The following is a 21,634-nucleotide window of genomic DNA, read 5'->3' as shown; positions in this document are numbered from 1 at the left end:
AAGGATAGGGTCGCCATCGTCACCGGCGCCGGACAGGGCATCGGCGCCTCGGTGGCGCAGGCCTACGCCACCGAGGGCGCCAAGGTCGCGGTGATCGACATGAACGGCGAAGCCGCGGAGAAGGTCGCTGCGGCAATAGTTGGCGCTGGCGGCACGGCGATCGGCATTGCCTGCGACGTCGCCGATCGCGCTCAGGTCGAGGCGGCCGCGGCCAAGGTCAACGCCGCCTGGGGTCGCATCGACATCCTGGTGAACAATGCCGGCATCACCCGCACGGCGATGCTCAACAAGATGAGCATCGAGCAGTGGAACCAGGTCATAGGCGTGCATCTGACGGGCGCCTTCAACTGCCTGCAGGCGGTGGTCGGCGGCATGATCGAGCGCCAGTACGGCCGTATAATTTACGTGACTTCTGCCGCCGGAGTGCTCGGCACCATAGGCCAGATCAACTACAGCGCGGCGAAGGCAGGAATTCTCGGCATGACCAAGAGCACGGCGAAGGAGTTGGCCCGCTACAACATCACCGCCAATGCCATTGCACCAGGTGCCGCGACGCCGATGACGGAAGTGATTCGTACCGATGATCGTTTCAAGGAGAAGTACCTGGACCGGATACCCCTGGGTCGCTGGGCCGAGCCGGAGGAGATTGCGCCGGTGTTCATCTTCTTCGCCTCGGATGCTTCGGCCTACGTCACAGGACAGATACTCGCCGCCGACGGCGGCATGACAATACACTAAATTCATGCAGCAGTAGCTCCGCGCCGCCAATGATGAAACAAGCGAAAGGCGAAATGAAGACCCGCCCCTCCCATCCTCCCCTCGCGGGGAGGCTACTGATCAGCTCGCTTCGCTCGACTATCGCCAGTCGCTTCGAACGAGGTATTTCACATTAAGGAAGATTCAATGAGCAGCCAACCGAGATTCAACTGGGAAGACCCCCTGCTGATGGATCAGCAGCTGACCGACGACGAACGTATGGTGCGCGATACCGCGGCGGCGTATTCGCAGGACAAGCTGGCGCCGCGCGTGCTCGAAGCCTTCCGCAACGAGAAAACCGATCCGGCGATCTTCCGCGAGATGGGCGAACTCGGCCTGCTCGGCACCACCATCCCCGAGGAATACGGCGGCGCCGGCATGAACTACGTCTGCTACGGCCTCGCCGCGCGCGAAGTCGAGCGCGTCGATTCGGGCTATCGCTCGATGATGAGCGTGCAAAGTTCGCTGGTCATGGTGCCGATCTACGAGTTCGGCAACGAAGCCGCGCGCAGGAAGTATCTGCCCAAGCTCGCCACCGGCGAACTGATCGGCTGCTTCGGCCTGACCGAGCCGAACCACGGCTCCGACCCCGGCAGCATGATCACGCGCGCCCGTGCCGTCGACGGCGGCTACAGCATCTCGGGTTCGAAAATGTGGATCACCAACAGCCCGATTGCCGACGTCTTCGTGGTCTGGGCCAAGGACGACGGCGGCCAGATTCGCGGCTTCGTGCTCGAAAAGGGCTGGAAGGGACTTACCGCGCCGGCCATCCACGGCAAGGTGGGGCTACGCGCCTCGATCACCGGCGAGATCGTCATGGACGAAGTCTTCTGTCCCGAGGAAAACGCCTTCCCCGATGTGCGCGGCCTCAAGGGACCGTTCACCTGCCTCAACTCGGCGCGTTTCGGCATCGCCTGGGGGGCATTGGGTGCCGCAGAGTATTGCTGGCATGCGGCACGCCAATACACGCTGGACCGCAAGCAGTTCGGCCGGCCGCTGGCCGCCAACCAGCTGATCCAGTTGAAGCTGGCCAACATGCAGACCGAGATCACGATGGCCCTGCAAGGTTGCCTGCGCCTGGGTCGGATGAAGGACGAGGGCACGGCGGCGGTCGAGATCACCTCGATCATGAAGCGCAATTCCTGCGGCAAGTCGCTCGACATCGCCCGCATGGCGAGGGACATGCTGGGCGGCAACGGCATCTCCGACGAGTTCGGCGTGATTCGCCACGTGGTCAATCTGGAAGTTGTGAATACCTACGAAGGCACGCACGACATTCATGCGCTGATCCTGGGCCGGGCACAGACGGGCATACAGGCATTCAGCTGATGGGGCGGCATCTATAGCAAAATGTCGAGCAACTGACACCAACACCCGCCACAGAGCCAAGGAGGACACTGTCATGCCAGAACTGAGCACAGCCGATCACGGCACATCGCCAGCGCGGGTCAGCATTCCGCGCGAGTACAACGCAGCCTACGACCTGATCGAAAGGAATCTGCGCGCCGGCCGAGCCGGCAAGACCGCCTTCATCGACGATCAGGGCAGCTATTCCTACGGCGAATTGGCCGCGCGGGTCAACCGCTTCGGCAACGTGCTGACCGGCATCGGTCTGCAAGCCGAGGACCGCGTGATGCTGTGCCTGCTCGACACCATCGACTTTCCCACGGCGTTTCTCGGCAGCATCCAGGCCGGCATCGTACCGATCGCCGCCAACACCCTGCTGACCACGGCCGACTACGACTTCATGCTCGGCGATTCGCGGGCCAAGGCCCTGGTGGTTTCGGAAGCGCTGTGGCCGCAGTTTGCGCCCATCGTCGCCAAGCATCCGACACTCAGGCAGGTCGTGGTCTCCGGCAAGGACGGCAAGGGCCACAAGTGTCTGGACGATTTGATGAAGGGCGCCAGCACGAACTTCGCACCGGCGCCGACCACCTGCGACGACTTCTGTTTCTGGCTTTATTCCTCGGGTTCGACCGGGACGCCGAAGGGCACCGTGCATCTGCATTCGCATCTGATCCAGACTGCCGAACTCTACGGCAAGGCGGTACTGGGGATACGCGAGACTGACCTGGTGTTTTCCGCGGCGAAGCTGTTCTTCGCCTACGGCCTGGGCAACGGACTCACCTTCCCGCTGTCGGTCGGGGCAACCGCCATACTCATGGCCGAGCGTCCCACGCCGCAGGCGGTCTTTCAGCGTTTGCGCCAGCATCAGCCGTCGATTTTCTACGGTGTGCCGACGCTCTATGGTGCCCTGCTGGCCAGCCCGGACATGCTCGCGCGCACCGAAGTGCCGCGCCTGCGCACCTGTACTTCAGCCGGCGAAGCGCTGCCTGCCGACATCGGCCGACGCTGGACCGAGCAGCTCGGCGTCGAGATTCTCGACGGCATCGGCTCCACCGAGATGCTGCATATTTTCCTCTCCAACCGTGCCGGCGAAGTGCGTTACGGCACCACCGGCAAGCCGGTTCCCGGTTATGCCGTGCGCCTGATCGGTGAAGACGGCAACCCGGTGTCGCCCGGCGAGATCGGCGAACTGCAGATCAACGGTCCGAGTTCGGCGGTCATGTACTGGAACAGTCGCGAGAAGTCGCGTCATACCTTCATGGGCGACTGGACGCGCAGCGGCGACAAGTACATCGAATCCGCCGACGGCTACTTCCAGTATTGCGGACGTTCCGACGACATGCTGAAAGTCTCCGGCATCTATGTTTCGCCGTTCGAGGTCGAGGGTGCGCTGATGACGCACGAGGCGATTCTCGAAGCCGCCGTGGTGGCGCATGCCGACACCGACGAACTGATCAAGCCCAAGGCCTACATCGTGCTCAAGGCGGGAGTGGAGCCATCGGACGCGCTGCGCGATGCGCTGAAGCTGCACGTCAAGGAACAACTGGCGCCCTACAAATATCCACGCTGGATAGAGTTCGTCGCCGAACTGCCGAAGACGGCAACCGGGAAGATACAGCGCTTCAAGCTGCGCTAAGACGGCGGAATCGAAGCTTGACATGTCAACCGGCTTGACGCACCAGCAGGGAAGTGTTGTGATTGCAGGCCGAAAACCGCATCGGGCGCGAAAGCATTTGCGCCCTCCAAAAACCGTTGAGTGAGGAGAAACACAATGCAAAAAAAATCGACCTATGATCGCCGCGGATTTCTGCTCGGCAGCACAGCCATTGCCGGCGCAACGGCGGCTGGCGCACTGTTGCCGACCGGCACCGCGCTGGCGCAACAGGGCAAACTGAAAGTCGGCCTGATGCTGCCCTATACCGGGACTTTCGCTCAGCTCGGCGTCGCCATCACCAACGGCTTCAAGCTCGCGATCGAGGAACGCGGCGGCAAGCTCGGCGGGCGCGAGATCGAGTACTTCACGGTGGATGACGAATCCAATCCGGCCAAGGCGCCGGAGAACGTCAACAAGCTGGTGCAGCGCGACAAGGTCGATGTGGTCATCGGCACCGTCCATTCGGGCGTGGTGATGGGCATGGCCAAGGTACTGAAGGAGTCCGGCACGCTGTGGATCAATCCCAATGGCGGAGCCGGCGCCATGACCGGAGCCGCCTGCGCACCCAATTTCTTCCGCACTTCATTTTCCAACTGGCAGACCACGCACGCGCTGGGCAAGGTGCTCAAGGCCAAGGGCCACAAGAATGCCGTGTTCATCACCTGGAAATATGCGGCGGGCGAGGAGATGATGGGGGGCTTCAAGGAAGGCTTCGAGAAGGAAGGCGGCAAGCTGACCAAGGAGCTCTACGTGCCCTTCCCGCAGGTCGAGTTCCAGGCCCTGCTGACCGAAATCGCCAGCATCAAGCCCGATGCGGTGGTGGCCTTCTTCGCCGGCGGCGGTGCGGCCAAGTTCCTCAAGGACTACCAGGCCGCCGGCCTCAAGGGCAAGATTCCGCTGTATGGTTCGGGCTTCCTGACGGATGGCGTGCTCGAAGCCGTGGGCGATGCCGGCGAAGGCGTGGAAACCACGCTGCACTATGCCGATGGCCTCGACACCAAGAAGGACAAGGCCTTCCGCCTGGCCTATGCCAAAACCTTCAAGCTGCAGCCCGACGTCTATGCGGTGCAGGGCTATGACGCCGGCCAGTTGCTGGCGGCGGGCCTCGACGGGGTCAAGGGCAATGTCGCCAACAAGGTGGGCGTGATCAAGGCTATGGAAGCCGCCAAGATCGACAGTCCGCGCGGACCATGGACGCTGTCCAAGGCGCACAACCCGGTGCAGGACATGTATCTGCGCAAGGTCGTCGGCAAGGAAAACAAGGTGCAGGGAGTGGCCTGGAAGGCGCTGGCTGATCCGGCACGCGGCTGCAAGGCCTAGTCTTCAGCCCCAAGGGCGGCAGGCGTCTGCCGCCTTTTTGAGTCCCCGGCTGCTGCCGGGGACGCTATCCCGATGGGATTGCATCGCCGGCATGCGAGTGGTACAGATCACCGTACCGCCAGCGCCAACTCTTGAAAATTCTGCCCGATGGATTTCGCTTTTTTCCTGATCCAGTTGCTCAACGGTCTGCAATATGGCCTGTTGCTGTTCCTGGTCGCCAGCGGTCTGACACTGGTGTTCGGCATCATGGGCATCATCAATCTGGCGCACGGCAGTTTCTACATGGTCGGCGCCTACCTGGCCTGGTCGCTGTCCTCCATGACCGGCAGCCTGACCGCCGCCATCCTGCTGGCTGTGCCTTTGACCGTGATACTCGGCATGGCGCTGGAACGCCTGCTGTTCCGTCATCTCTACCAGCGCGACCACCTCTACCAGGTGCTGCTGACCTATGGCCTGATCCTGGTTTTCGAGGAACTGCGCAGCCTGATCTGGGGCGACGACGTGCACGGCGTCGCCGTGCCTGCGCTGCTCAATGCGTCCATTCCGCTGACCGAGAACCTGTCCTATCCGGTCTATCGCCTGGCCATTTCCGGCGTCTGCCTGCTGCTCGCGGCGGGACTGTATTTCCTGATCCAGAAAACCCGGCTGGGCATGATGATCCGCGCCGGCGCCAGCAACCGCGACATGGTGCAGTCGCTCGGCATCGACATCAAGCTGATCTACACCCTGGTCTTCGCGCTGGGCGTAGCGCTGGCGGCCTTCGCCGGCATGATCAACGCGCCGCTGTCCTCGGTAACTCCCAACATGGGCAGCCAGGTGCTGATCATCTGCTTCGTGGTGGTGGTCATCGGCGGCATCGGCTCGGTCAAGGGCGCCATGGCGGCGTCGCTGATGATCGGCCTGGCCGAGACCTTCGGTCAGGTGCTGGTGCCGGAGGTGGCGGGCATGATCGTCTATGTGCTGATGGCCATCGTGCTGGTATGGCGGCCGGAAGGCCTGTTCGGGCGGGCCTGAGATGAATGCGCGCCTGATCAAGTTCCTGCCCTGGCTGGCGGTCGGCCTGCTCGGGCTGTTTCCGCTGGTCGAGAGCACCTTCTACATGCAGTTGCTGACCAAGGTGCTGATCATGGCTATTTTCGCCATGAGCCTCGATCTGCTGGTTGGCTACACCGGCCTCGTCAGCTTCGGCCACGCGGCCTATTTCGGCCTGGCCGGCTATGCGCTGGCGCTGATGGCGCCGCAATACGAGACGGTCAGCCTGTGGTGGTCATTTCCGGCCTCGATCGCCGTCTGCGCGCTGTTCGCATTGATCATCGGGATGCTGGTACTGCGCACGCGCGGCATCTATTTCATCATGGTCACGCTGGCCTTCGCGCAGATGCTGTTCTTCATCTTTCACGACACCAAGATTGGCGGCGGATCGGACGGCATCTATATCTATGCCAAGCCGACCATGAAACTGGGTGAGATGGAACTGGTCAACCTGGAGAAGCTCGAACAGTTCTACTGGTTGGCGTTGTTGTCGATGGCGGCGACCTATCTGTTGCTGCACCGCGTACTCGGTTCCAGCTTCGGCCGCGCCTTGCAGGGAATCAAGGTCAATGAGCATCGCATGCGTGCACTGGGTTTCCCGGTGTTCCGCTACCAGTTGGCGAGCTTCACGCTTTCCGGCGCGCTGGCGGGCATCGCCGGCTACCTGGCGGCCGTGCAATACGGCTTCGTCAATCCCGAGATTCTGTCCTGGCACCAGTCGGGCGCCGTGCTGATGATGGTCATCCTTGGCGGCATGGGCTCGCTGTACGGGGCGGTGATCGGCTCGTTCGCCTTCATATTGCTGCAGGAAGCGCTGTCCAACCAGGCCTGGTTCGGCGCCTGGGCAAAGCATTGGCAACTGGGGATGGGCATACTGATCATGCTGGTTGCATTGTATCTGCCGCAGGGATTGGCTGGCTTGATGCAGAAGTTCGGCAAAAAGCCCGTGACGGAGGCCGCCGATGAGTAGCAAGGGCCTGCCCCCCAGCCCCCTTCCCGAGGAAAGGGGTGATGTTGGCTCGCCTGGCTCGCAGGCAGTGACCGGCGCACCCATCCTGAGTACGCGGGGCCTGACCAAGCGTTTCGGCGGTCTGGTCGCGGTCAGCGATGTCTCGCTCGACCTGCATGTCGGCGAGATACATGTCGTGATCGGTCCCAACGGCGCCGGCAAGTCCACGCTGACCAATCTGCTGTCCGGCGATTTGCCGCCGACAACGGGCGAGGTCTTGTTCGAGGGCAGGAACATTGCCGGCTGCAGTTCGGACCAGATCTCGCGCATGGGTATCGGTCGCAGTTACCAGAAGACCAATATCTTCCTGCCCTTCACGGTGTTCGAGAACTGCCGCCTCGCCGCGCAATCGCGCACGCCGCACGCCTTGCGGGTGTTTCACCGCGCCGAGGGCTACGGCGAAGTCAATCGCCTGGCGCAGGAGGCGATGGCCTCCGCGGGCCTCGGCCATCGCGCCCAACGCGTCGCCGCCACCCTCTCGCACGGCGAGCAGCGCCAGTTGGAGATCGCCATGTGCCTGGCGACGCAGCCGCGCGTGCTGTTGCTCGACGAGCCGCTGGCCGGCATGGGACCGCACGAGTCGCAGCGCATGGTCGAGCTGATCAAGATGCTGAGCGCCGGCCATGCCATCATGCTGATCGAGCACGACATGGACGCCGTGTTCGCGCTGGCGCATCGCCTGACCGTGATGGTCAACGGCGAGGTGCTGGAATCGGGCACACCGGATCAGGTTCGCTCCAGCCCGGCGGTGCAACTGGCCTATCTCGGCGGCGAGGAACTGCTGCATGACTGAGACCCTCAACCGATCCGCGGCGCCGGCCTCGGCGGCCGACACGCTGCTCGAAGGCAGCGGTCTGCACACTTTCTACGGCGTCAGCCACATCCTGCACGGGGTCGATTTCGCCGTGCGGCGCGGCGAGACCATCGGCCTCATGGGTCGCAACGGCATGGGCAAGACCACGCTGATCAAGACCATGCTCGGCCTGGTGCGACCGCGTGAAGGGCAGGTCAGGGTGCGCGGCGTCGACATGACCCAGGCCGCGACACATGCCATCGCCCGTCGCGGCATCGCCTACGTGCCCGAAGGGCGCGGCATCTTCCCCAATCTGTCGGTACGCGAAAACCTGGTAATGGCCGCACGCGCAGGTGTCGATGGCCGCCGCGAGTGGGATTTCGACCGCGTCATTCATACCTTTCCGCGCCTCGGCGAGCGTCTCTCCAACGGCGGCGCGCAACTGTCCGGCGGCGAACAGCAGATGCTGACCATCGGCCGCGCGCTGATGACCAATCCCGACCTGCTGATCCTCGACGAGGCAACCGAAGGCCTGGCGCCGCTGATCGCGCGCGAGATATGGAGCATCATCAAGACCATCCGCGCCTCCGGCATCGCCACGGTGATCGTGGACAAGAATTACGCCGCAGTCATGGCGCTGGCGGATCGCAGCGTGGTGCTGGTGAAGGGCAGGGTGGTGTTTTCCGGCGAATCCAGCGAACTTTCGGACAATTCCGACCTGATGCACCGTTTCCTCGGAGTCTGAAGCGGTGCACAGCGGTTTCGTCAGGGCTTGCGGCCACAATCTCGAATACCAGTTGATCCCCGCGCACCAGATCAACCGGCCGACACTGGTGTTGCTGCATGAGGGCCTCGGCTCGGTGGCGATGTGGCGCGACTTTCCCATCCGTCTCGCCGCCGCCACAGGCTGCCGCACCCTGGTCTATTCGCGCTATGGCTACGGCCAGTCCGACGTGCTCGAAGAATCATTCGGCACCGACTTCATGCACCGCGAAGGGAGTGAAGCGCTGCCCGAACTGCTGGCGGAACTGGGCATCGAGCGCCCCCTTCTGGTCGGCCATTCCGATGGCGCCTCGATCGCCCTGCTGCACGCCGGCGACCGCCGCTTCGAGGTGGCCGGGCTGGTGGTCATGGCGCCGCACTGCTTCGTCGAAGACATCTCCATCCGCAGCATCGAGGCGGCGAAAGTCGCCTTCGAAACCACCGACCTGCCGGCCAAGCTGGGCAGGTATCACCGCGACGTCAGGCGCACCTTTTACGGCTGGAATGACATCTGGCTGAACCCGGATTTTCGCGCCTGGAACATCGAGGACTGTCTGCCGCATATCCGCTGCCCGATCCTGGCGATCCAGGGTGAGGACGACGAATACGGCACCATGGCGCAGATCGAGGCCATCGCGGCGCAGGCAAGCGCTGCCGTCGCTGTCGAACTGCAGAAGCTGGCCGATTGCCGGCATTCGGCGCACCGCGACCAGACCGCGGCGGTGATCGACGCGATAGCCCGTTTCATCGATACCGTCTGAATCGCCGTACCGCCAGCGCCTACTCCCTGTCCGGGCTGGCGTCGGCGGATCCTGGTCACGGTATTGGTGCGTCGGGTTGCAGTGCCGGCGCGGCGCGGCGAAACGCATCGAGTCGGTTGCAGGCGCGGTCGATCGCGACGATGTTCGGGTAGCGGGCGAGATCGACCTCGAAGCGGCGCGCGCTTTCCACCTGCGGAACCAGGTAGACGTCGGCGAGGCTCGGTGCGCCGCCGAAGCAGAATTCGCCGCGCGTGCCATCGGCTGCCAGCAGGGTTTCGAGCGTGGCGAAGCCGGCATCGATCCAGGTGGCGCACCAGGCAGCCGTATCGCAGTCGAACTGCCTGCGGAGGTACTCGAGGACGCGCCGGTTGTTGAGCGGATGGATGTCGCAGCCGACGATCGCAGCCAGCGCCCTGATCTTTGCCCGTTCGTTGCGGCCGGCCGGCAGCAGGGGCGGCGTCGGGTAGCGTTCTTCCAGCCATTCGATGATCGCCGGCGACTGGGTCAGGACCCGGTCGCCGTCGGCCAGCGCTGGCACCAGACCCTGCGGGTTGAGCGCCTTGAAGGCCGCGCCGAGATGTTCCTCGCTGCGCAGATCGACCGCGACATACTCGTAGGCCAGCCCCTTCAGATTGAGCGCAATGCGCAGGCGGTGCGAGGTGCCGCTGCGGAAGAAGTTGTAAAGCTGCATCGTCGTTGCTTGCGTCAGGCCGCCAGGCAGTTGCCGACGTTCCAGCCGTACAGCCATTCCATCGCATCGTAGAAGCGCTCGGGCGTGCGGCCTTTCCAGAGGTCGTTGCGTACCAGGCGCTCGACCCCCTTGGCGTGGTAGATGCGGCCCATCTCGCGCGAGGACAGCACGATGCGCGCGGTGCGGGCGACGCGCGAGCGCTGGTAAAGATCGAAAGCCTGGGCGAAGTCGTTGCCCTTAACCCGCAGCGCTTCGCCCAGGGTCACCGCGTCCTCCAGCGCCATGCAGGCCCCTTGCGCCATGTATTGCGTGGTCGGATGGGCGGCATCGCCGAGCAAGGTGGCGCGGCCGAAAGACCACTGGCCTATCGGTTCGCGGTCGGCCGTGGCCCAGCGTTTCCAGCTTTTCGGCAGATCGATCAACTGGCGCGCACGCGGGCAGATGCCCTGAAAGTAACTCTGCACTTCCTCCTTGCTGCCTTCGGTGACGCCCCATTCCTCCTGCTTGCGGCTGTGGAAGGTCACCACCACGTTGTATTGCTCGCCGCCGCGCAGCGGGTAGTGCACCAGGTGGCAATTGGGGCCGACCCAGATGCTGGCAGCATTCCACCGCAGGTCGGCAGGAAAATCCTTTTTGTCCACCACGGCGCGATAAACCACATGGCCCGTCACGCGATGCGGATCATTGACGTACTGCGCGCGTACCACCGACTTGACGCCGTCGGCGCCGATCAGGGCGACGCCGCGGTGGACGCTGCCAGTCTGGTCGAACACGGTGACGCTGTCGGCGTCCTGTTCGATGCGCTTCACCCGCGCCGAAGTCCGGAATTCGACGCGTCCGGTTTCCTGCGCGCCTTCCAGCAGCGATGTGTGCACGTCCACGCGATGGATCACCGCGTAGGGGTTGCCGAAGCGCTGGCGGAAGGCCTCACCGGTTGGAATGCGGCCGACCACATACTCGTCGATGGCGTCGTGCATGATCATGTAGTCGGTGTAGACCGCGCGACTGCGTGCTTTTTCGCCGACGCCCAGCGCGTCGAAGGCGTGGAAGGCATTGGGCCCGAGCTGGATGCCGGCGCCGATCTCGCCGATCTGCGGCGATTGCTCCAGAACCTTGACGCTGAATCCCTGGCGCACCAAGGCCAGCGCTGCGGCAAGGCCGCCGATGCCACCGCCGGCGACGATGACGGGAAGTTGTTGGCTCATCTTTCCTTTCCTTCTGCGTCTATTCGGGCTGGCCGATGGTGAGCGCGACCTCGCCGACACGATCGATGTGGCCGGTGATGCGGTCGCCGGGTTTGACGGCACCGACACCCTCCGGCGTACCGGTGTAGATGATGTCGCCCGGCTCCAGGTGATAGAACTGCGAGAGGTCGGCCAGCAGTTCCGGAATATTCCATATCAATTGGGAAAGGTCGGCGCTCTGCCTCGTTCCGCCATTGACCTGCAGCGTGATGGCGCCGCTCGCCAGCACGCCGAGGTCGCCGATCGGCAGGATGGCGCTGCACACCGCCGAGCGCTCGAAGTCCTTGCCCAGGTCCCAGGGGCGGCCCTGGTCGCGCGCCACCAGTTGCAGGTCGCGCCGCGTCATGTCGAGGCCCGCGGCATAACCGTAGATCAGGCCTTGCGCGTCGGTCGCGGCGAGGCGGAAGCCGTGGGCGCCGATGGCGACCACCAGCTCCATTTCATAGTGGTAGTTGGTGGTGCCGGTGGGGTAGGGCACGGTGGCGCCGGATTCGACAAGGGCCGACGGCGACTTGGTGAAATAGAAGGGCTTCATGCTTGCCTTGTCCACCGGGCGTCCCATTTCGACGGCGTGGGCGTGGTAGTTGCGGCCGACGCAGAATATGCGCTTGACCGGGAAGCGGGCGGTGTTGCCGATCACCGGCAGCGAGGGAGGCGGCGGTGGGTTCCACAGGTAGTTGGGAGCGGACATGTTTTCCTTTCAATTGCGAATTTCGTAGACGCCCAGCTTCTTCTGCAGCGGGGCATCATCGGCGATAAAGACGAAGGAGGGCTGGTCGGCGGCCAGATTCTGCAGCGCGATCGGCTCATAGCCGGGAATGCAGCAGGTATCGGCATCAGCGAGGCGGAAGCTGCGGCCGGCGGCCGCGACTTCCGTGCCGCCTTCGATCTGGTGGAAGACCATGGCGGTGGAGCGTGCCGGCATCTCCAGGCGTTCGCCGGGACGCAGCATCAGCGCCGAGTAGCCGAGGATGCGCTGGCAGTCGTGGCCGTTTTCGGGGTTGACGTAGGCCACCTGCACGGCCTCGATCTCCGGCCGCCGCGCCGCGATGGATTCGAGGGTGCGGCGCACGTCGGCCCAGGGGTAGCGCAGCATCGGGAAGGTCGCGCGGCTGCGGCTGAACATCGGCGCCGGCAGCACTCCGCCGCGCTGGTAGTCCTGTTCGACGCCCTCGGTGGCGACGGTTTGCGCCTTGCCCGCGGTGACGTAGGACGCCTCGCAGTAATAGACGATGGGCAGGTCCAGCACATCGAGCCACACCACCGGTTCGTCGCCGTCATGGCCGTGCTCGTGCCACATACCGCTCGGCGTCAGGATCAGGTCGCCGCGGCTCATCGGGCACTTTTCGCCCTCGACAGTGGTGTAAGCGCCATCGCCCTCGACGATCATGCGCACGGCATTGGGCGTGTGGCGGTGCGACGGCGCCCATTCGCCGGGTTGCAGCAACTGCATGCCGAGATAGATGGTGGAGCTGGCCTGCATTTTTTCCAGGCCATGGCCCGGATTGGCCAGCACCAGCACGCGGCGCTCGGCTTTCTCGATCGGCGTCAGTTCGCCCGCGCGCATCAGCAGCGGGCGCAAACCCTGGTAGGACCAGCAGGTCGGCTGCGTGCGGATCGCTGGTTTTTCCGGCGGCAGGACCGAACGCAGGCTGGGCCACAGCGGCACGAGATTCTTTTCAGTCAATGCCGCGCGATAGTCTTCCGGCAGGTCTTCTAGGCGCCCCAGTTCGTTCATCTTCGCTCCTTGGTCGGCGGTTGTGACGGCGGTGTCCGCTGATCCGCCGCATCGATGTTTTATTCACTGATGGGAATATAGACGCGTGAGATTTGGTCGTAAATCCGTTATTTTCAATATAAAGTATTCGAAATCAAAATAAAGGTCCGGCGCATGGATTCCATCGATATCCGCCTGCTGACGGTGTTTGACGAGATTTACAAGACGCGCAGCGTGACGGCCGCGGCCGAAGCGCTCGATCTCGGCCAGCCGGCCGTCAGCGTGGCGCTGGCCAAACTGCGCCGGCATTTCGGCAATCCCCTGTTCGTGCGCACCTCGGGGGGGATGGAGCCGACGCCCTTCAGCGAGGGCTTGGTGCAGCCGGTGCGCGAGGTGCTGGCAGCCCTCGACCAGGTACTGGGCTATCGCAGCGAATTCGATCCGGCGACGGCGAAGCGCACGTTTCGCATCTGCATGACCGACATCAGCCAACTGGTGCTGCTGCCGCGCCTGTGGGAAACCTTGCGGCTGGCGGCCCCCGGCATCTGCATCGAGATCATCCCGATGTCGGCCGACGCCGCGCGCCTGCTGGAAAGCGGCGAGGCGGACCTGGCGATCGGCTTCATGCCGCAGCTCGAGGCCGGCTTCCACCAGCAGTCGTTGTTCGTGCAGAGCTTCGTTTGCCTGGTCGGGCGCCGGCATCCGCGCATCGGCGACACGCTCGATCTTGCGCAGTTCGAGGCCGAGGACCATGCCGCGATCAGTTCCTCCGGGTCCGCGCCCGCGCTGCTCGAAAGCGAAATAGCGCGCCAGGGCATCAAGCGCCGCGTTGCCCTGAAAAGCCCGAGCTTCCTTGCCGCGGCCTTCGTCGTCGAGCATACCGACCTGCTGCTGACGATTCCGCGCCGGCTTGGCGAAATCATGGAGGGGCGGGGCAATTACCGGATCTTTCCGGCACCCTTTGCGCTTCCCGACTACGAAGTCAAGCAGCACTGGCACGAGCGCTTCCACCATGACCCCGGCAACCTTTGGATGCGCCGCCTGGTCTCACAGTTGCTGGCGGGGAAAACCTAGTACAGAGTCATTTGCAACCGATGGACGCAATTCCAACGGTCATCCCGGGCTTTGCCGGCCCGCGAAGCGGCATCCCCGGCATGCAAAGCACCCAGAATCCAGTAACGGCCGCCGCCTTCATCGCTGTGCCGACCTTTATGCCGCCAGCGGCGTGACCTCCGCATCGATTCGCTCGTGCATGTCTCGATAGGCGGTTTCGAGGTTGTACTGTGCTTGCAGGTTGATCCAGAAGGCGGCGTCGGTGGCGAACAGTCGGGCCAGGCGCAAGGCGGTATCGCCCGTAATCGACCTGTTGCCGGCGCAAATTTCGTCGATGCGGCGCTGCTGCACGCCCGCCAGCTTCGCCACCCTGTAGCGGGTAATCCCCAGCGGCTCGATGAAATCCTTCATCAGCACTTCGCCGGGATGCACGGGGGCCAGCCGACGTCCGGTGGCGATATCCCGGAAATCCATACCCTTCAGTTGTTCGCGTGCGATGGTCATGGCCCGATTCCTCTCAGTGATAGGCCGCAATCTCGACATCCGTCGCATCGCCATCGCCCCAGCGGAAGCAGATGCGCCACGAAGGCTAGTGGCTCAGGCCGCCACCTTGCCGCCATGCGATTCGCGCGCGGTGCCGGTCAGGGCCAGGTGGTCGATGACCACCGGCGGTCGGTTGGGAAATTGCGCCACCAGTTCCAGCTTGCCGCCCATCGCCTCGACGTAGCGGCGCAGCGTGGAGAGCAGCATGTCGCTGCGCTTTTCCAGCCGTGAAATGGTGTCCTGGCCCACCCCCAGCGACGCGGCGAGATCTTGCTGGGTTTGCGCCACGGCTTGCCGCAAGTCTTTCAGCGTTGCCAGTTCGCCGGCGCGCGCCTCGATGGCGGCGCGGCGCTTGGCCGGCAGTCGCTCCAGCAGGTGATCAAGTTTTTTTGCCATGTCGATGCTCCTTGTTCGTTGTGACCAATGTGACCAGATGTGCGTCAAAGCGCGCGTCCGCCAACGCAATCAGCCGTTTGTAAAAGCGCCGTTGATCCGCGCCGCTCTTGTCGCCGCCCACCAGCAAAATCGCCTGTCGCTCTGGGTCGAAGGCAAAGGCCACGCGCCATACCTCACCCGCCCAGCCAAAGCGCAACTCCTTCAAGTTGGCGTGCTTTGATCCCTTCAGCGTATCCACGGTCGGCCGCCCCAAGCCGGGGCCGAAATCCCGCAGCAGCAGGGCATGGGCCAGCAGTTCATCCTGCAGCGGTTCGGCCATGGCCGCGAATTTGGCGGCGAAATCGTCGTGAAAGAGGACGGTCCAACTCATGTGCGAATTATGTACTTAAAGCCATAATTGTTCAAGTGGTCTGATGCACTCAGTCGCCGTCTCGCCAGCGCCGACTACTGGCTTGGTCGCGTCACCGGCAGAGGGGGGCGGTTCGATCGAGGAATTGATCATTTTTGCACTTCAGCAATAGGCAACAATCCTGGGCGCAATGCGTTTGGACCAATTACGCCACTGTGCCCAAAGTAGACGGAGGCAGGTTGAGAAAGCGGACGCTCAGGTACTACTCACTGGGTGCCGCCTCCTGTGACTGAGGCAAATGGTCGGTGATTTCAAACCACGAAGCTTTTGAACCAACCATGACGTGGCGCATGGGTTTGCAACCCGGATCACCATCTATCGTGCCCAATGCCAAACCGAAGGCGTCTTGATACGCTTGCTTGGCAACATACTGCATAGTGGAACCGCACACCTTGCAGAAGGTTCGCGTGACTTCTGGGGAAGACTGATATTGGCCAAGTTGCTCTTCACCTTGAACCCATCGGAAGTTACTGACCTCAACATATGCCCATGTGGCGAAAGCGGCACCCGTTACCTTTCTGCACATAGAGCAATGGCAGTTGCGCGCAAACTGGAGCGGATTAGCAATTTCGTATCTGATTGCGCCACAAAGGCAACTGCCAGTAATCATCTTTTGCCTTCTACCGTGGAGTTGAGGCGCCTGCGCGGCTTTTCGCGCAGGTCGCCTCGAACGCAGGGATAGACAGCGCCTTCATTCGGTGAGCCCCAAAAACGAAAAGTCCACTCCGAACTCGCTAGCTCCTGCAATCTCACGCTTGAACTCCTCGAAGACGGCAAGCATGTGCATGTCTCCAACTTGAATTCTTGAAGGAAGGATTTCATGCAACTGCTCAGACGTGGATTTCATCAACTCTACAAAAAGGTAGCGGAAGAATTCAGCAATCGCCCGTAGCGTCGTCTGTGAGTTAGCGTTAGACCAAAACATTGCCTTCTTCGGAATTTGTAGGCCTGACCAGTGCTCACCGTCGATCGAGAACGGTACATGCCATTCATGTCCGGCGTCTTTCGGTTCCTCTACCACCGCTTCGATCGCTGTTACCTTAGGGTGGACATATTCATTTCGAGCCGTAATCAGCTCCTTCATTCGTTGAACTTCTACCCGGCCTCGATCAAGAGCACCAAACTCGGAAAGGAGGAGAAAGGTTTCGACCTTTGCCAGCGCCGGAAGCTTGTCGAGTTCAGTGCGAAGGGTTGCAGACAACTCAAGAGAATGAATTAGGCAGTTGGCCGCACACTCAACACTCAGTGCGGCTGCAATGACAGATGCTCTTGCATAGCGGTTCATCCGAAACGAGTCTGACTCGACCGCAGCGCACCGATGCTGAAACGCTGCGTCAGCAAGTAAATCGTAGAACGCTATGTAGTGGAACGTGGCTGGAGCCCGAAAGTCGCTGGTCATGTGTGGGATGGAGTACGAGTTGGGTGCAACCTGCGCTGCGCGGCTTCATCGCGCAGCGTCCAGTGACCGAAGGGAACGGGGGCGACCGCCATGTTAGAACTCAATGCCATTCCTTTGGATCGCTGGAGAATCGCTCACGCTCAAGGCGGCGGAGTTCTTCGAAGGCTACGGTGCGCTCCTTAATCTCCGACCACGCTCGCCGAAAGGCGGGCAGCGCTAGATTTGCCCTAATTCCGGCAGACCAGCTTCGCCAGACTTCGGGTGAGATTCGCCCACGTTGGCGGAGGGAAATCTGTTCGTTTGTAAGGTCAAAGTACCGATACAACTCGTCGAAAGCTTGCTCGTATTTGGCATCACTAAGTTCTTCTCCGAGCAATGCGTTCTTCGACAATTCACCGGCCAGTTCGCGATATTCCTTTCCGAGCGCGTCCTCGAATTGGAGCTGCGCAATTTCTTTGCTTGTCTTTAACTGGTGTCGCGCATACCAGACGCCAACGGCGGCGACGCAGGCTGCAATCGCAGACACCGCGCTCCCCGTAGCACTCACAATATCAGTGATCTCGGACATGTGCCCCCTTTGAGTTCTAATAGTGTTTACACGGGCACAGGGGTCCGTATAACAACTGATATTGATGACGCCGAGAATGATGCTTGAAAGTCACTGGAACCAATCACTTGGCATTTTGCCTGTCAGTATAACAACAGCAATATGTCGGACACCAGCGGCATCTTCAACGTGACTCATTCGCTTCGAGTGACTGCTTTGTGGAAAATTTGTCAGTGACCACACGTGGCCGAACTGAGTCAGTCAACAAGAGCCAACATGGTATCCCTGATTTCAGGATTTACTGCCGTAGCGCCAGCGCCGACTTTCTAGGCCGAAAACAGTTCCATGAACTGCTGGCGCAGCCAGCGGTTGCCCCTGTCGTCGTGAAAGCGTTCCTGCCAGCACTGCTTGATGTCGAAGGCGGGAATCGCGATCGGCAGGGGCAGCAGCTTGACCTCGTTGTGCTGCGATAGCTGGCTGCCGACGCTGTGCGGCACGATGGCGACCATGTCGGTGGTGGCGACGATGCTGGCCAGCACCAGGAAATTCTGCATCCTGAGCGTGATGCGCTGCTCCAGGCCGTGTTCGATCAGGGTGCGCTCGATGATGCCGTGGCCCCAGCCGCCGGGCGTGACGATGGCATGCGCGGCCGCGGCGAACTGGCGTGCCGTGATGCGCTCGCCGATCGACGGATGGTCCTTGCGCACCACGCAGACATAGCGGTCGCGGAACAGTCGCTGCACGTAAAAGCCGGCGCGGAAGTCGGGCAGGTTGCCGATCGCCAGATCGACCTCGCCGTTCCTCAGCGCATCCTCGGCCGACTCGGGCGGCATGGGCAGGGTGCGCAGGCGCACGCCGGGGGCGATGCGGTTGAGGCGCGCCAAGAGGCGCGGCAGGAAGTAGGCCTCGCCGAGGTCGGTGAGAAAGATCGCGAAACTGCGCTGCGAAGTGGCGGGATCGAATTCCTGGCTGGCGGCAAGCGAAACGCGGATGCTGGCCAGGGCCTGGCGGATCGGATCGGCAATGCCTTGGGCATAGGGTGTCGGCACCATGGCGTTGCCGAGCCGGACGAAGAGGCGGTCGCCGGTGGCCTTGCGCATGCGCGACAGGGCGTTACTCACGGCCGGCTGCGACAGGTCCAGGCGCTCGGCGGCGCGACTGATCGAGCCCTCGGCGAGCACCGCATCGAAGACCACCAGCAGGTTGAGATCGAATTCCGCAATATTCATGATGTGAATGATGTGTATTGATGCTATTCGCTACAAGTAGATAATGTTTTGCCCTAGAGTGCAAGTGGCGATGGATTTCCGTCGCGGCAGACCGGGACACCCGGCGACAAAAAGGAGGAGAAGCATGCTCGAAGGCTGCGTGCCCTGGCCCGCCGACGTGGCGGCGCGTTACCGCCGGCAAGGCTGGTGGGAAGGCATCACGATTCCGCAACTGCTGGAGCGCCGCGCCGCGCGCCATCCGCAGAAGACGGCGCTGGTCTGCGGCGAATTGCGGCTCAGCTATTCTGACCTGGTGACGGGTTCGCGGCGCCTCGCCTGCCGCTTCCTCGCAGCCGGCATCGCGGCGCAGGACCGCGTCGTGCTGCAACTGCCTAACGGCCCGGAATTCGTCTTTGCCTATTTCGCGCTGACGCGCATCGGCGCGATACCGGTGACGGCATTGCGTGCCCATCGCCACAGCGAGATTCGGCATTTCCTGACCGCGTCGGGTGCCACGGCCTATGTGATCCCGGATCGCATCGGCAACTTCGACTATCGCGAGATGGCGCGCGAGGTCGGCAGCGATGCGCCGGCCTTGCGCCATGTTTTCGTCGCCGGCGAACCCGGCCCCGGGCAGATCGACCTGCGCGCAATGATTGCCGCGCCGCTGTCGGACGCTGCCGTCGCTGCGATGCTGGCCGGGCATGTACCCGATCCCGGCGAAGTGACGACCATGCTGCTCTCCGGCGGCACGACCTCGCTGTCGAAACTGATCCCGCGCACCCACGAGGATTACGTGCTCAATGCCCGGCTCTGCGGCCGCGCCGGCGGCTTCGACGAGGCCACGGTATTCATGGCCATCCTGCCGCTGGGGCACAACTACAACCTGGCCTCGCCCGGCATGCTCGGTACCGTCTACTATGGCGGTACCGTGGTACTGGCCGCATCGGGCGACCCCGCCGAGGTGTTCTCGCTGGTGCAGCGCGAGAAAGTGACGGTGATCGCCGCCGTCGTGCCGTTGATTTCCAACTGGCTCAATTCGCCGGTGCCCGACGGCTTCGATCTTTCCTCACTGCAGGTGATCCAGAACGGTGGCGCACGGCTGGCGCCGGAACTGCGCGGGCGGTTGCGCGAGCGCTTCGGTTGCATCGCACAGGAAATCTACGGCACGGCCGAAGGCCTGATCAACATGGTGCCCCTGGACGCGTCTGACGAGATGCTGCTCAACAGCTCCGGCGTTCCGGTCTGCGAGGACGACGAGATCAAAGTGCTCGACGATGACGGCAACGAGGTGCCGGACGGCGAGCCCGGCGAACTGGTCACGCGCGGTCCCTATACCATTCAGGGCTACTACAAGGCGCCCGAGAAACAGGCCGAGGCCTTCACGCCCGACGGCTACTACCGCATGGGCGACATCGTGCGGAAGCAGGGCCGCCACGTGTTCACCGAGGGCCGGCGCAAGGACCTGATCAACCGCGGCGGCGAGAAGATCAGTTGCGAGGAGGTCGAGAACCTGATCTTCGCCCATCCCAAGGTCAAGGCCGTGACCCTGGTGGCGATGCCCGACCCGGTGTTCGGCGAGAAAGCCTGTGCCTTCGTCATCGCCAGGGAGGGCGAGTCCCTGGAATTCGGGGAACTGATCGCCTTCCTGCGCAGCCAGAAGATCGCCAGCTTCAAGCTGCCGGAGCGCCTCGAAGTGGTCAGCGAATTTCCCCTCAGCCCGGTGGGCAAGATCCTCAAGCGATCTTTGCGCGAAACGATCGCGGCCAGGATAGAGCGCGAAACGGCGGACGCGAAAGCATGAAGATCCGCATCATCGGCGGCGGACCGGCCGGCCTCTACTTCGCTTCGTTGATGAAGCGCGAAGACCCGGCGCACGACATCGTGGTCTACGAGCGCGGCCCGCGCGATGCGACCTGGGGCTTCGGCGTGGTCTTCTCCGATCGGGCGCTGGAGTTCCTGCGCGCCGACGACGAGGCCATGTACCGCCTGCTGACGCCGCTGATGGAGACCTGGCCCAACCTGACCATCGTCCATGACGACACGCGCATTCCGATCGCCGGTAACGGCTTCGCCGCCATCGGCCGTCTGGAACTGCTGAGCCGGCTCTATGCACATGTCGAGTCGCTGGGCGTGAGGATCGAGTTCGACAGCGAGATATCCTCGCTGGCCGATACCGCGAGGCTGGGCGGTGCGGATCTGGTGGTCGCCGCCAACGGCGCGTTTTCCTGGATACGCAATGAGAACGAGGACAAGTTCGGCACGGAAACCGACCTGCGCTCCAACCGCTTCATCTGGTATGGCACCAGCAAGGTGTTCGACAGCCTGTCGCTGACTTTCCGCAACACCGAACATGGCGTGTTCTGCGCCCACCACTATCGCTACAGTCCGCGCATGAGCACCTTCCTGGTCGAAGTTACCGACGCCACCTGGCAACGCGCCGGGTTCGCTGCAATGAGCGAAGAGGAAACAATCCGTCATTGCGAGCGGGTGTTCGCGCCGGACCTGGATGGCCATCCGATACTCTCCAACAAGTCCTTCTGGCGCCAGTTTCCGGCAATCTCTAACTGGCAGTGGAGCTTCGACAACGTGGTGCTGATGGGCGACGCGCTGCGCACGGCACACTTTTCGATCGGCTCCGGCACGCGCCTGGCCATGGAGGACGCCATCGCGCTGTGGAAGGCGCTGCGCGATACGGGAAGCCTGCCGGAGGCCCTGGCGTTCTACCAGGAACGCCGCATGCCGCCGATGAAGAAGATCCTGGACGCGGCCAATGTCAGCATCCGCTGGTACGAGGAGATGGACCAGTTAATGGCCCTGCCGCCGGTCGATTTCGCCTACAGCTACATGATCCGGACCGGGCGCGTGGACCACGCCGAAGTCCGCCGCCGCGACCCTGCGCTGGCGCGCGCCTACGAGGTCAATCACCCCGGGTTGGTCTAGTACGCAGACATGTTGAAACCGATGGATGTAGGAGCGAGCTTGCTCGCGAC

General features: G+C 62.8%; 23 protein-coding genes. 12 read left to right on the top strand and 11 right to left on the bottom strand.

Going from position 1 to position 21,634, the window contains the following annotated elements:
- The 9 genes from fabG to RMO95_RS22590 form a co-directional block, all read left to right on the top strand.
- On the top strand, nt 1-738 hold a 738-nt coding region (gene fabG / locus RMO95_RS22630; RefSeq protein WP_310452959.1), incomplete at its 5' end, for a 3-oxoacyl-ACP reductase FabG.
- Between the two features lie 165 nt (nt 739-903).
- Nucleotides 904-2,085 carry an acyl-CoA dehydrogenase gene (locus tag RMO95_RS22625; RefSeq protein ID WP_310452958.1) on the top strand — a complete coding sequence of 394 codons (1,182 nt, stop codon included), beginning with the start codon at nt 904-906 and terminating at the stop codon, nt 2,083-2,085.
- A 73-nt stretch (nt 2,086-2,158) separates the two neighbouring features.
- Nucleotides 2,159-3,739 carry a benzoate-CoA ligase family protein gene (locus tag RMO95_RS22620; RefSeq protein WP_310452957.1) on the top strand — a complete coding sequence of 527 codons (1,581 nt, stop codon included), beginning with the start codon at nt 2,159-2,161 and terminating at the stop codon, nt 3,737-3,739.
- A gap of 135 nt (nt 3,740-3,874) precedes the next feature.
- Nucleotides 3,875-5,077 (top strand): ABC transporter substrate-binding protein, encoded by a 1,203-nt coding sequence (locus RMO95_RS22615; protein ID WP_310452956.1) that lies wholly within the window; start codon nt 3,875-3,877, stop codon nt 5,075-5,077.
- 147 nt (nt 5,078-5,224) lie between these two features.
- Nucleotides 5,225-6,091, top strand: a complete 867-nt coding sequence (locus RMO95_RS22610) for a branched-chain amino acid ABC transporter permease (RefSeq protein ID WP_310452955.1) — start codon at nt 5,225-5,227, stop codon at nt 6,089-6,091.
- Between the two features lies 1 nt (nt 6,092).
- Entirely contained in the window at nt 6,093-7,079 is a 987-nt protein-coding gene (locus RMO95_RS22605; protein ID WP_310452954.1) for a branched-chain amino acid ABC transporter permease, read from the top strand.
- Nucleotides 7,072-7,911 carry an ABC transporter ATP-binding protein gene (locus tag RMO95_RS22600; protein WP_310452953.1) on the top strand — a complete coding sequence of 280 codons (840 nt, stop codon included), beginning with the start codon at nt 7,072-7,074 and terminating at the stop codon, nt 7,909-7,911. Before RMO95_RS22605 ends, RMO95_RS22600 begins: the two co-directional genes overlap by 8 nt.
- The gene (locus tag RMO95_RS22595; RefSeq protein ID WP_310452952.1) at nt 7,904-8,656 is read left to right on the top strand and encodes an ABC transporter ATP-binding protein; all 753 of its coding nucleotides are present in this window, start codon (nt 7,904-7,906) and stop codon (nt 8,654-8,656) included. The genes RMO95_RS22600 and RMO95_RS22595 overlap by 8 nt, the downstream gene beginning before the upstream one ends.
- A gap of 4 nt (nt 8,657-8,660) precedes the next feature.
- On the top strand, nt 8,661-9,434 hold the full coding sequence (locus RMO95_RS22590) for an alpha/beta hydrolase (RefSeq protein ID WP_310452951.1): 774 nt from the start codon (nt 8,661-8,663) through the stop codon (nt 9,432-9,434).
- A gap of 55 nt (nt 9,435-9,489) precedes the next feature.
- Here RMO95_RS22590 and maiA read toward each other — a convergent pair whose 3' ends face one another.
- From maiA to RMO95_RS22570, 4 genes are read right to left on the bottom strand one after another with little or no spacing between them, the layout of a single operon-like run.
- Nucleotides 9,490-10,182, bottom strand: a complete 693-nt coding sequence (gene maiA / locus RMO95_RS22585) for a maleylacetoacetate isomerase (RefSeq protein ID WP_310452950.1) — start codon at nt 10,180-10,182, stop codon at nt 9,490-9,492.
- Complete coding sequence (locus RMO95_RS22580; protein ID WP_310452949.1) at nt 10,140-11,330, bottom strand: 3-hydroxybenzoate 6-monooxygenase; 1,191 nt, start codon at nt 11,328-11,330, stop codon at nt 10,140-10,142. The genes maiA and RMO95_RS22580 overlap by 43 nt, the downstream gene beginning before the upstream one ends.
- A 19-nt stretch (nt 11,331-11,349) precedes the next feature.
- Nucleotides 11,350-12,060, bottom strand: a complete 711-nt coding sequence (locus tag RMO95_RS22575; protein WP_310452948.1) for a fumarylacetoacetate hydrolase family protein — start codon at nt 12,058-12,060, stop codon at nt 11,350-11,352.
- Between the two features lie 9 nt (nt 12,061-12,069).
- Complete coding sequence (locus RMO95_RS22570; protein WP_310452947.1) at nt 12,070-13,107, bottom strand: cupin domain-containing protein; 1,038 nt, start codon at nt 13,105-13,107, stop codon at nt 12,070-12,072.
- A gap of 153 nt (nt 13,108-13,260) precedes the next feature.
- Between RMO95_RS22570 and RMO95_RS22565 the strand changes: the two genes are divergently transcribed.
- The gene (locus tag RMO95_RS22565) at nt 13,261-14,160 is read left to right on the top strand and encodes a LysR family transcriptional regulator (RefSeq protein WP_310452946.1); all 900 of its coding nucleotides are present in this window, start codon (nt 13,261-13,263) and stop codon (nt 14,158-14,160) included.
- A gap of 135 nt (nt 14,161-14,295) precedes the next feature.
- Here RMO95_RS22565 and RMO95_RS22560 read toward each other — a convergent pair whose 3' ends face one another.
- From RMO95_RS22560 to RMO95_RS22530, 7 genes are all read right to left on the bottom strand, one after another.
- Entirely contained in the window at nt 14,296-14,643 is a 348-nt protein-coding gene (locus RMO95_RS22560) for a HigA family addiction module antitoxin (protein WP_310452945.1), read from the bottom strand.
- Nucleotides 14,644-14,736: 93 nt separating this feature from the next.
- Nucleotides 14,737-15,078 carry an XRE family transcriptional regulator gene (locus tag RMO95_RS22555; protein WP_310452944.1) on the bottom strand — a complete coding sequence of 114 codons (342 nt, stop codon included), beginning with the start codon at nt 15,076-15,078 and terminating at the stop codon, nt 14,737-14,739.
- A complete protein-coding gene (locus RMO95_RS22550) occupies nt 15,062-15,448 on the bottom strand; it encodes a type II toxin-antitoxin system RelE/ParE family toxin (protein ID WP_310452943.1) in 387 nt (128 codons plus the stop codon). Before RMO95_RS22550 ends, RMO95_RS22555 begins: the two co-directional genes overlap by 17 nt.
- A gap of 241 nt (nt 15,449-15,689) precedes the next feature.
- Entirely contained in the window at nt 15,690-16,097 is a 408-nt protein-coding gene (locus RMO95_RS22545; protein WP_310452942.1) for a GFA family protein, read from the bottom strand.
- 81 nt (nt 16,098-16,178) lie between these two features.
- Nucleotides 16,179-16,772 carry a hypothetical protein gene (locus RMO95_RS22540; RefSeq protein WP_310452941.1) on the bottom strand — a complete coding sequence of 198 codons (594 nt, stop codon included), beginning with the start codon at nt 16,770-16,772 and terminating at the stop codon, nt 16,179-16,181.
- Nucleotides 16,773-16,986: 214 nt separating this feature from the next.
- Nucleotides 16,987-17,454, bottom strand: coding sequence for a hypothetical protein (locus tag RMO95_RS22535; protein ID WP_310452940.1), 468 nt, complete (start codon nt 17,452-17,454; stop codon nt 16,987-16,989).
- Between the two features lie 305 nt (nt 17,455-17,759).
- The gene (locus RMO95_RS22530) at nt 17,760-18,662 is read right to left on the bottom strand and encodes a LysR family transcriptional regulator (RefSeq protein ID WP_310452939.1); all 903 of its coding nucleotides are present in this window, start codon (nt 18,660-18,662) and stop codon (nt 17,760-17,762) included.
- Nucleotides 18,663-18,786: 124 nt separating this feature from the next.
- Here RMO95_RS22530 and RMO95_RS22525 point away from each other — a divergent pair, with 124 nt between their 5' ends.
- A complete protein-coding gene (locus tag RMO95_RS22525; protein ID WP_310452938.1) occupies nt 18,787-20,445 on the top strand; it encodes an AMP-binding protein in 1,659 nt (552 codons plus the stop codon).
- Nucleotides 20,442-21,584: an FAD-dependent monooxygenase gene (locus tag RMO95_RS22520; protein WP_310452937.1), complete on the top strand. Its 1,143-nt coding sequence runs from the start codon at nt 20,442-20,444 to the stop codon at nt 21,582-21,584. Before RMO95_RS22525 ends, RMO95_RS22520 begins: the two co-directional genes overlap by 4 nt.
- The last annotated feature ends 50 nt before the right edge of the window (nt 21,585-21,634 follow it).

Origin of the sequence: Sulfuritalea sp. (assembly GCF_031426875.1) — a bacterium.
GTDB lineage: Bacteria > Pseudomonadota > Gammaproteobacteria > Burkholderiales > Rhodocyclaceae > Sulfuritalea.
The sequence above is the reverse complement of the archived record's forward strand: the minus strand, read 5'-3'. Positions and strand labels throughout refer to the sequence as shown.

Coding starts and splice junctions, on each gene's coding strand:
- RMO95_RS22595 (WP_310452952.1), top strand. CDS start 7,904: ATGACTGAGACCCTCAACCGATCCGCGGCGCCGGCCTCGGCGGCCGAC.
- RMO95_RS22605 (WP_310452954.1), top strand. CDS start 6,093: ATGAATGCGCGCCTGATCAAGTTCCTGCCCTGGCTGGCGGTCGGCCTG.
- RMO95_RS22535 (WP_310452940.1), bottom strand. CDS start 17,454: ATGTCCGAGATCACTGATATTGTGAGTGCTACGGGGAGCGCGGTGTCT.
- RMO95_RS22565 (WP_310452946.1), top strand. CDS start 13,261: ATGGATTCCATCGATATCCGCCTGCTGACGGTGTTTGACGAGATTTAC.
- RMO95_RS22580 (WP_310452949.1), bottom strand. CDS start 11,330: ATGAGCCAACAACTTCCCGTCATCGTCGCCGGCGGTGGCATCGGCGGC.
- RMO95_RS22575 (WP_310452948.1), bottom strand. CDS start 12,060: ATGTCCGCTCCCAACTACCTGTGGAACCCACCGCCGCCTCCCTCGCTG.
- RMO95_RS22610 (WP_310452955.1), top strand. CDS start 5,225: ATGGATTTCGCTTTTTTCCTGATCCAGTTGCTCAACGGTCTGCAATAT.
- RMO95_RS22530 (WP_310452939.1), bottom strand. CDS start 18,662: ATGAATATTGCGGAATTCGATCTCAACCTGCTGGTGGTCTTCGATGCG.
- RMO95_RS22555 (WP_310452944.1), bottom strand. CDS start 15,078: ATGGCAAAAAAACTTGATCACCTGCTGGAGCGACTGCCGGCCAAGCGC.
- RMO95_RS22615 (WP_310452956.1), top strand. CDS start 3,875: ATGCAAAAAAAATCGACCTATGATCGCCGCGGATTTCTGCTCGGCAGC.
- RMO95_RS22545 (WP_310452942.1), bottom strand. CDS start 16,097: ATGATTACTGGCAGTTGCCTTTGTGGCGCAATCAGATACGAAATTGCT.
- RMO95_RS22520 (WP_310452937.1), top strand. CDS start 20,442: ATGAAGATCCGCATCATCGGCGGCGGACCGGCCGGCCTCTACTTCGCT.
- RMO95_RS22600 (WP_310452953.1), top strand. CDS start 7,072: ATGAGTAGCAAGGGCCTGCCCCCCAGCCCCCTTCCCGAGGAAAGGGGT.
- RMO95_RS22560 (WP_310452945.1), bottom strand. CDS start 14,643: ATGACCATCGCACGCGAACAACTGAAGGGTATGGATTTCCGGGATATC.
- RMO95_RS22550 (WP_310452943.1), bottom strand. CDS start 15,448: ATGAGTTGGACCGTCCTCTTTCACGACGATTTCGCCGCCAAATTCGCG.
- RMO95_RS22620 (WP_310452957.1), top strand. CDS start 2,159: ATGCCAGAACTGAGCACAGCCGATCACGGCACATCGCCAGCGCGGGTC.
- RMO95_RS22540 (WP_310452941.1), bottom strand. CDS start 16,772: ATGAACCGCTATGCAAGAGCATCTGTCATTGCAGCCGCACTGAGTGTT.
- RMO95_RS22525 (WP_310452938.1), top strand. CDS start 18,787: ATGCTCGAAGGCTGCGTGCCCTGGCCCGCCGACGTGGCGGCGCGTTAC.
- RMO95_RS22625 (WP_310452958.1), top strand. CDS start 904: ATGAGCAGCCAACCGAGATTCAACTGGGAAGACCCCCTGCTGATGGAT.
- RMO95_RS22570 (WP_310452947.1), bottom strand. CDS start 13,107: ATGAACGAACTGGGGCGCCTAGAAGACCTGCCGGAAGACTATCGCGCG.
- maiA (WP_310452950.1), bottom strand. CDS start 10,182: ATGGCTGTACGGCTGGAACGTCGGCAACTGCCTGGCGGCCTGACGCAA.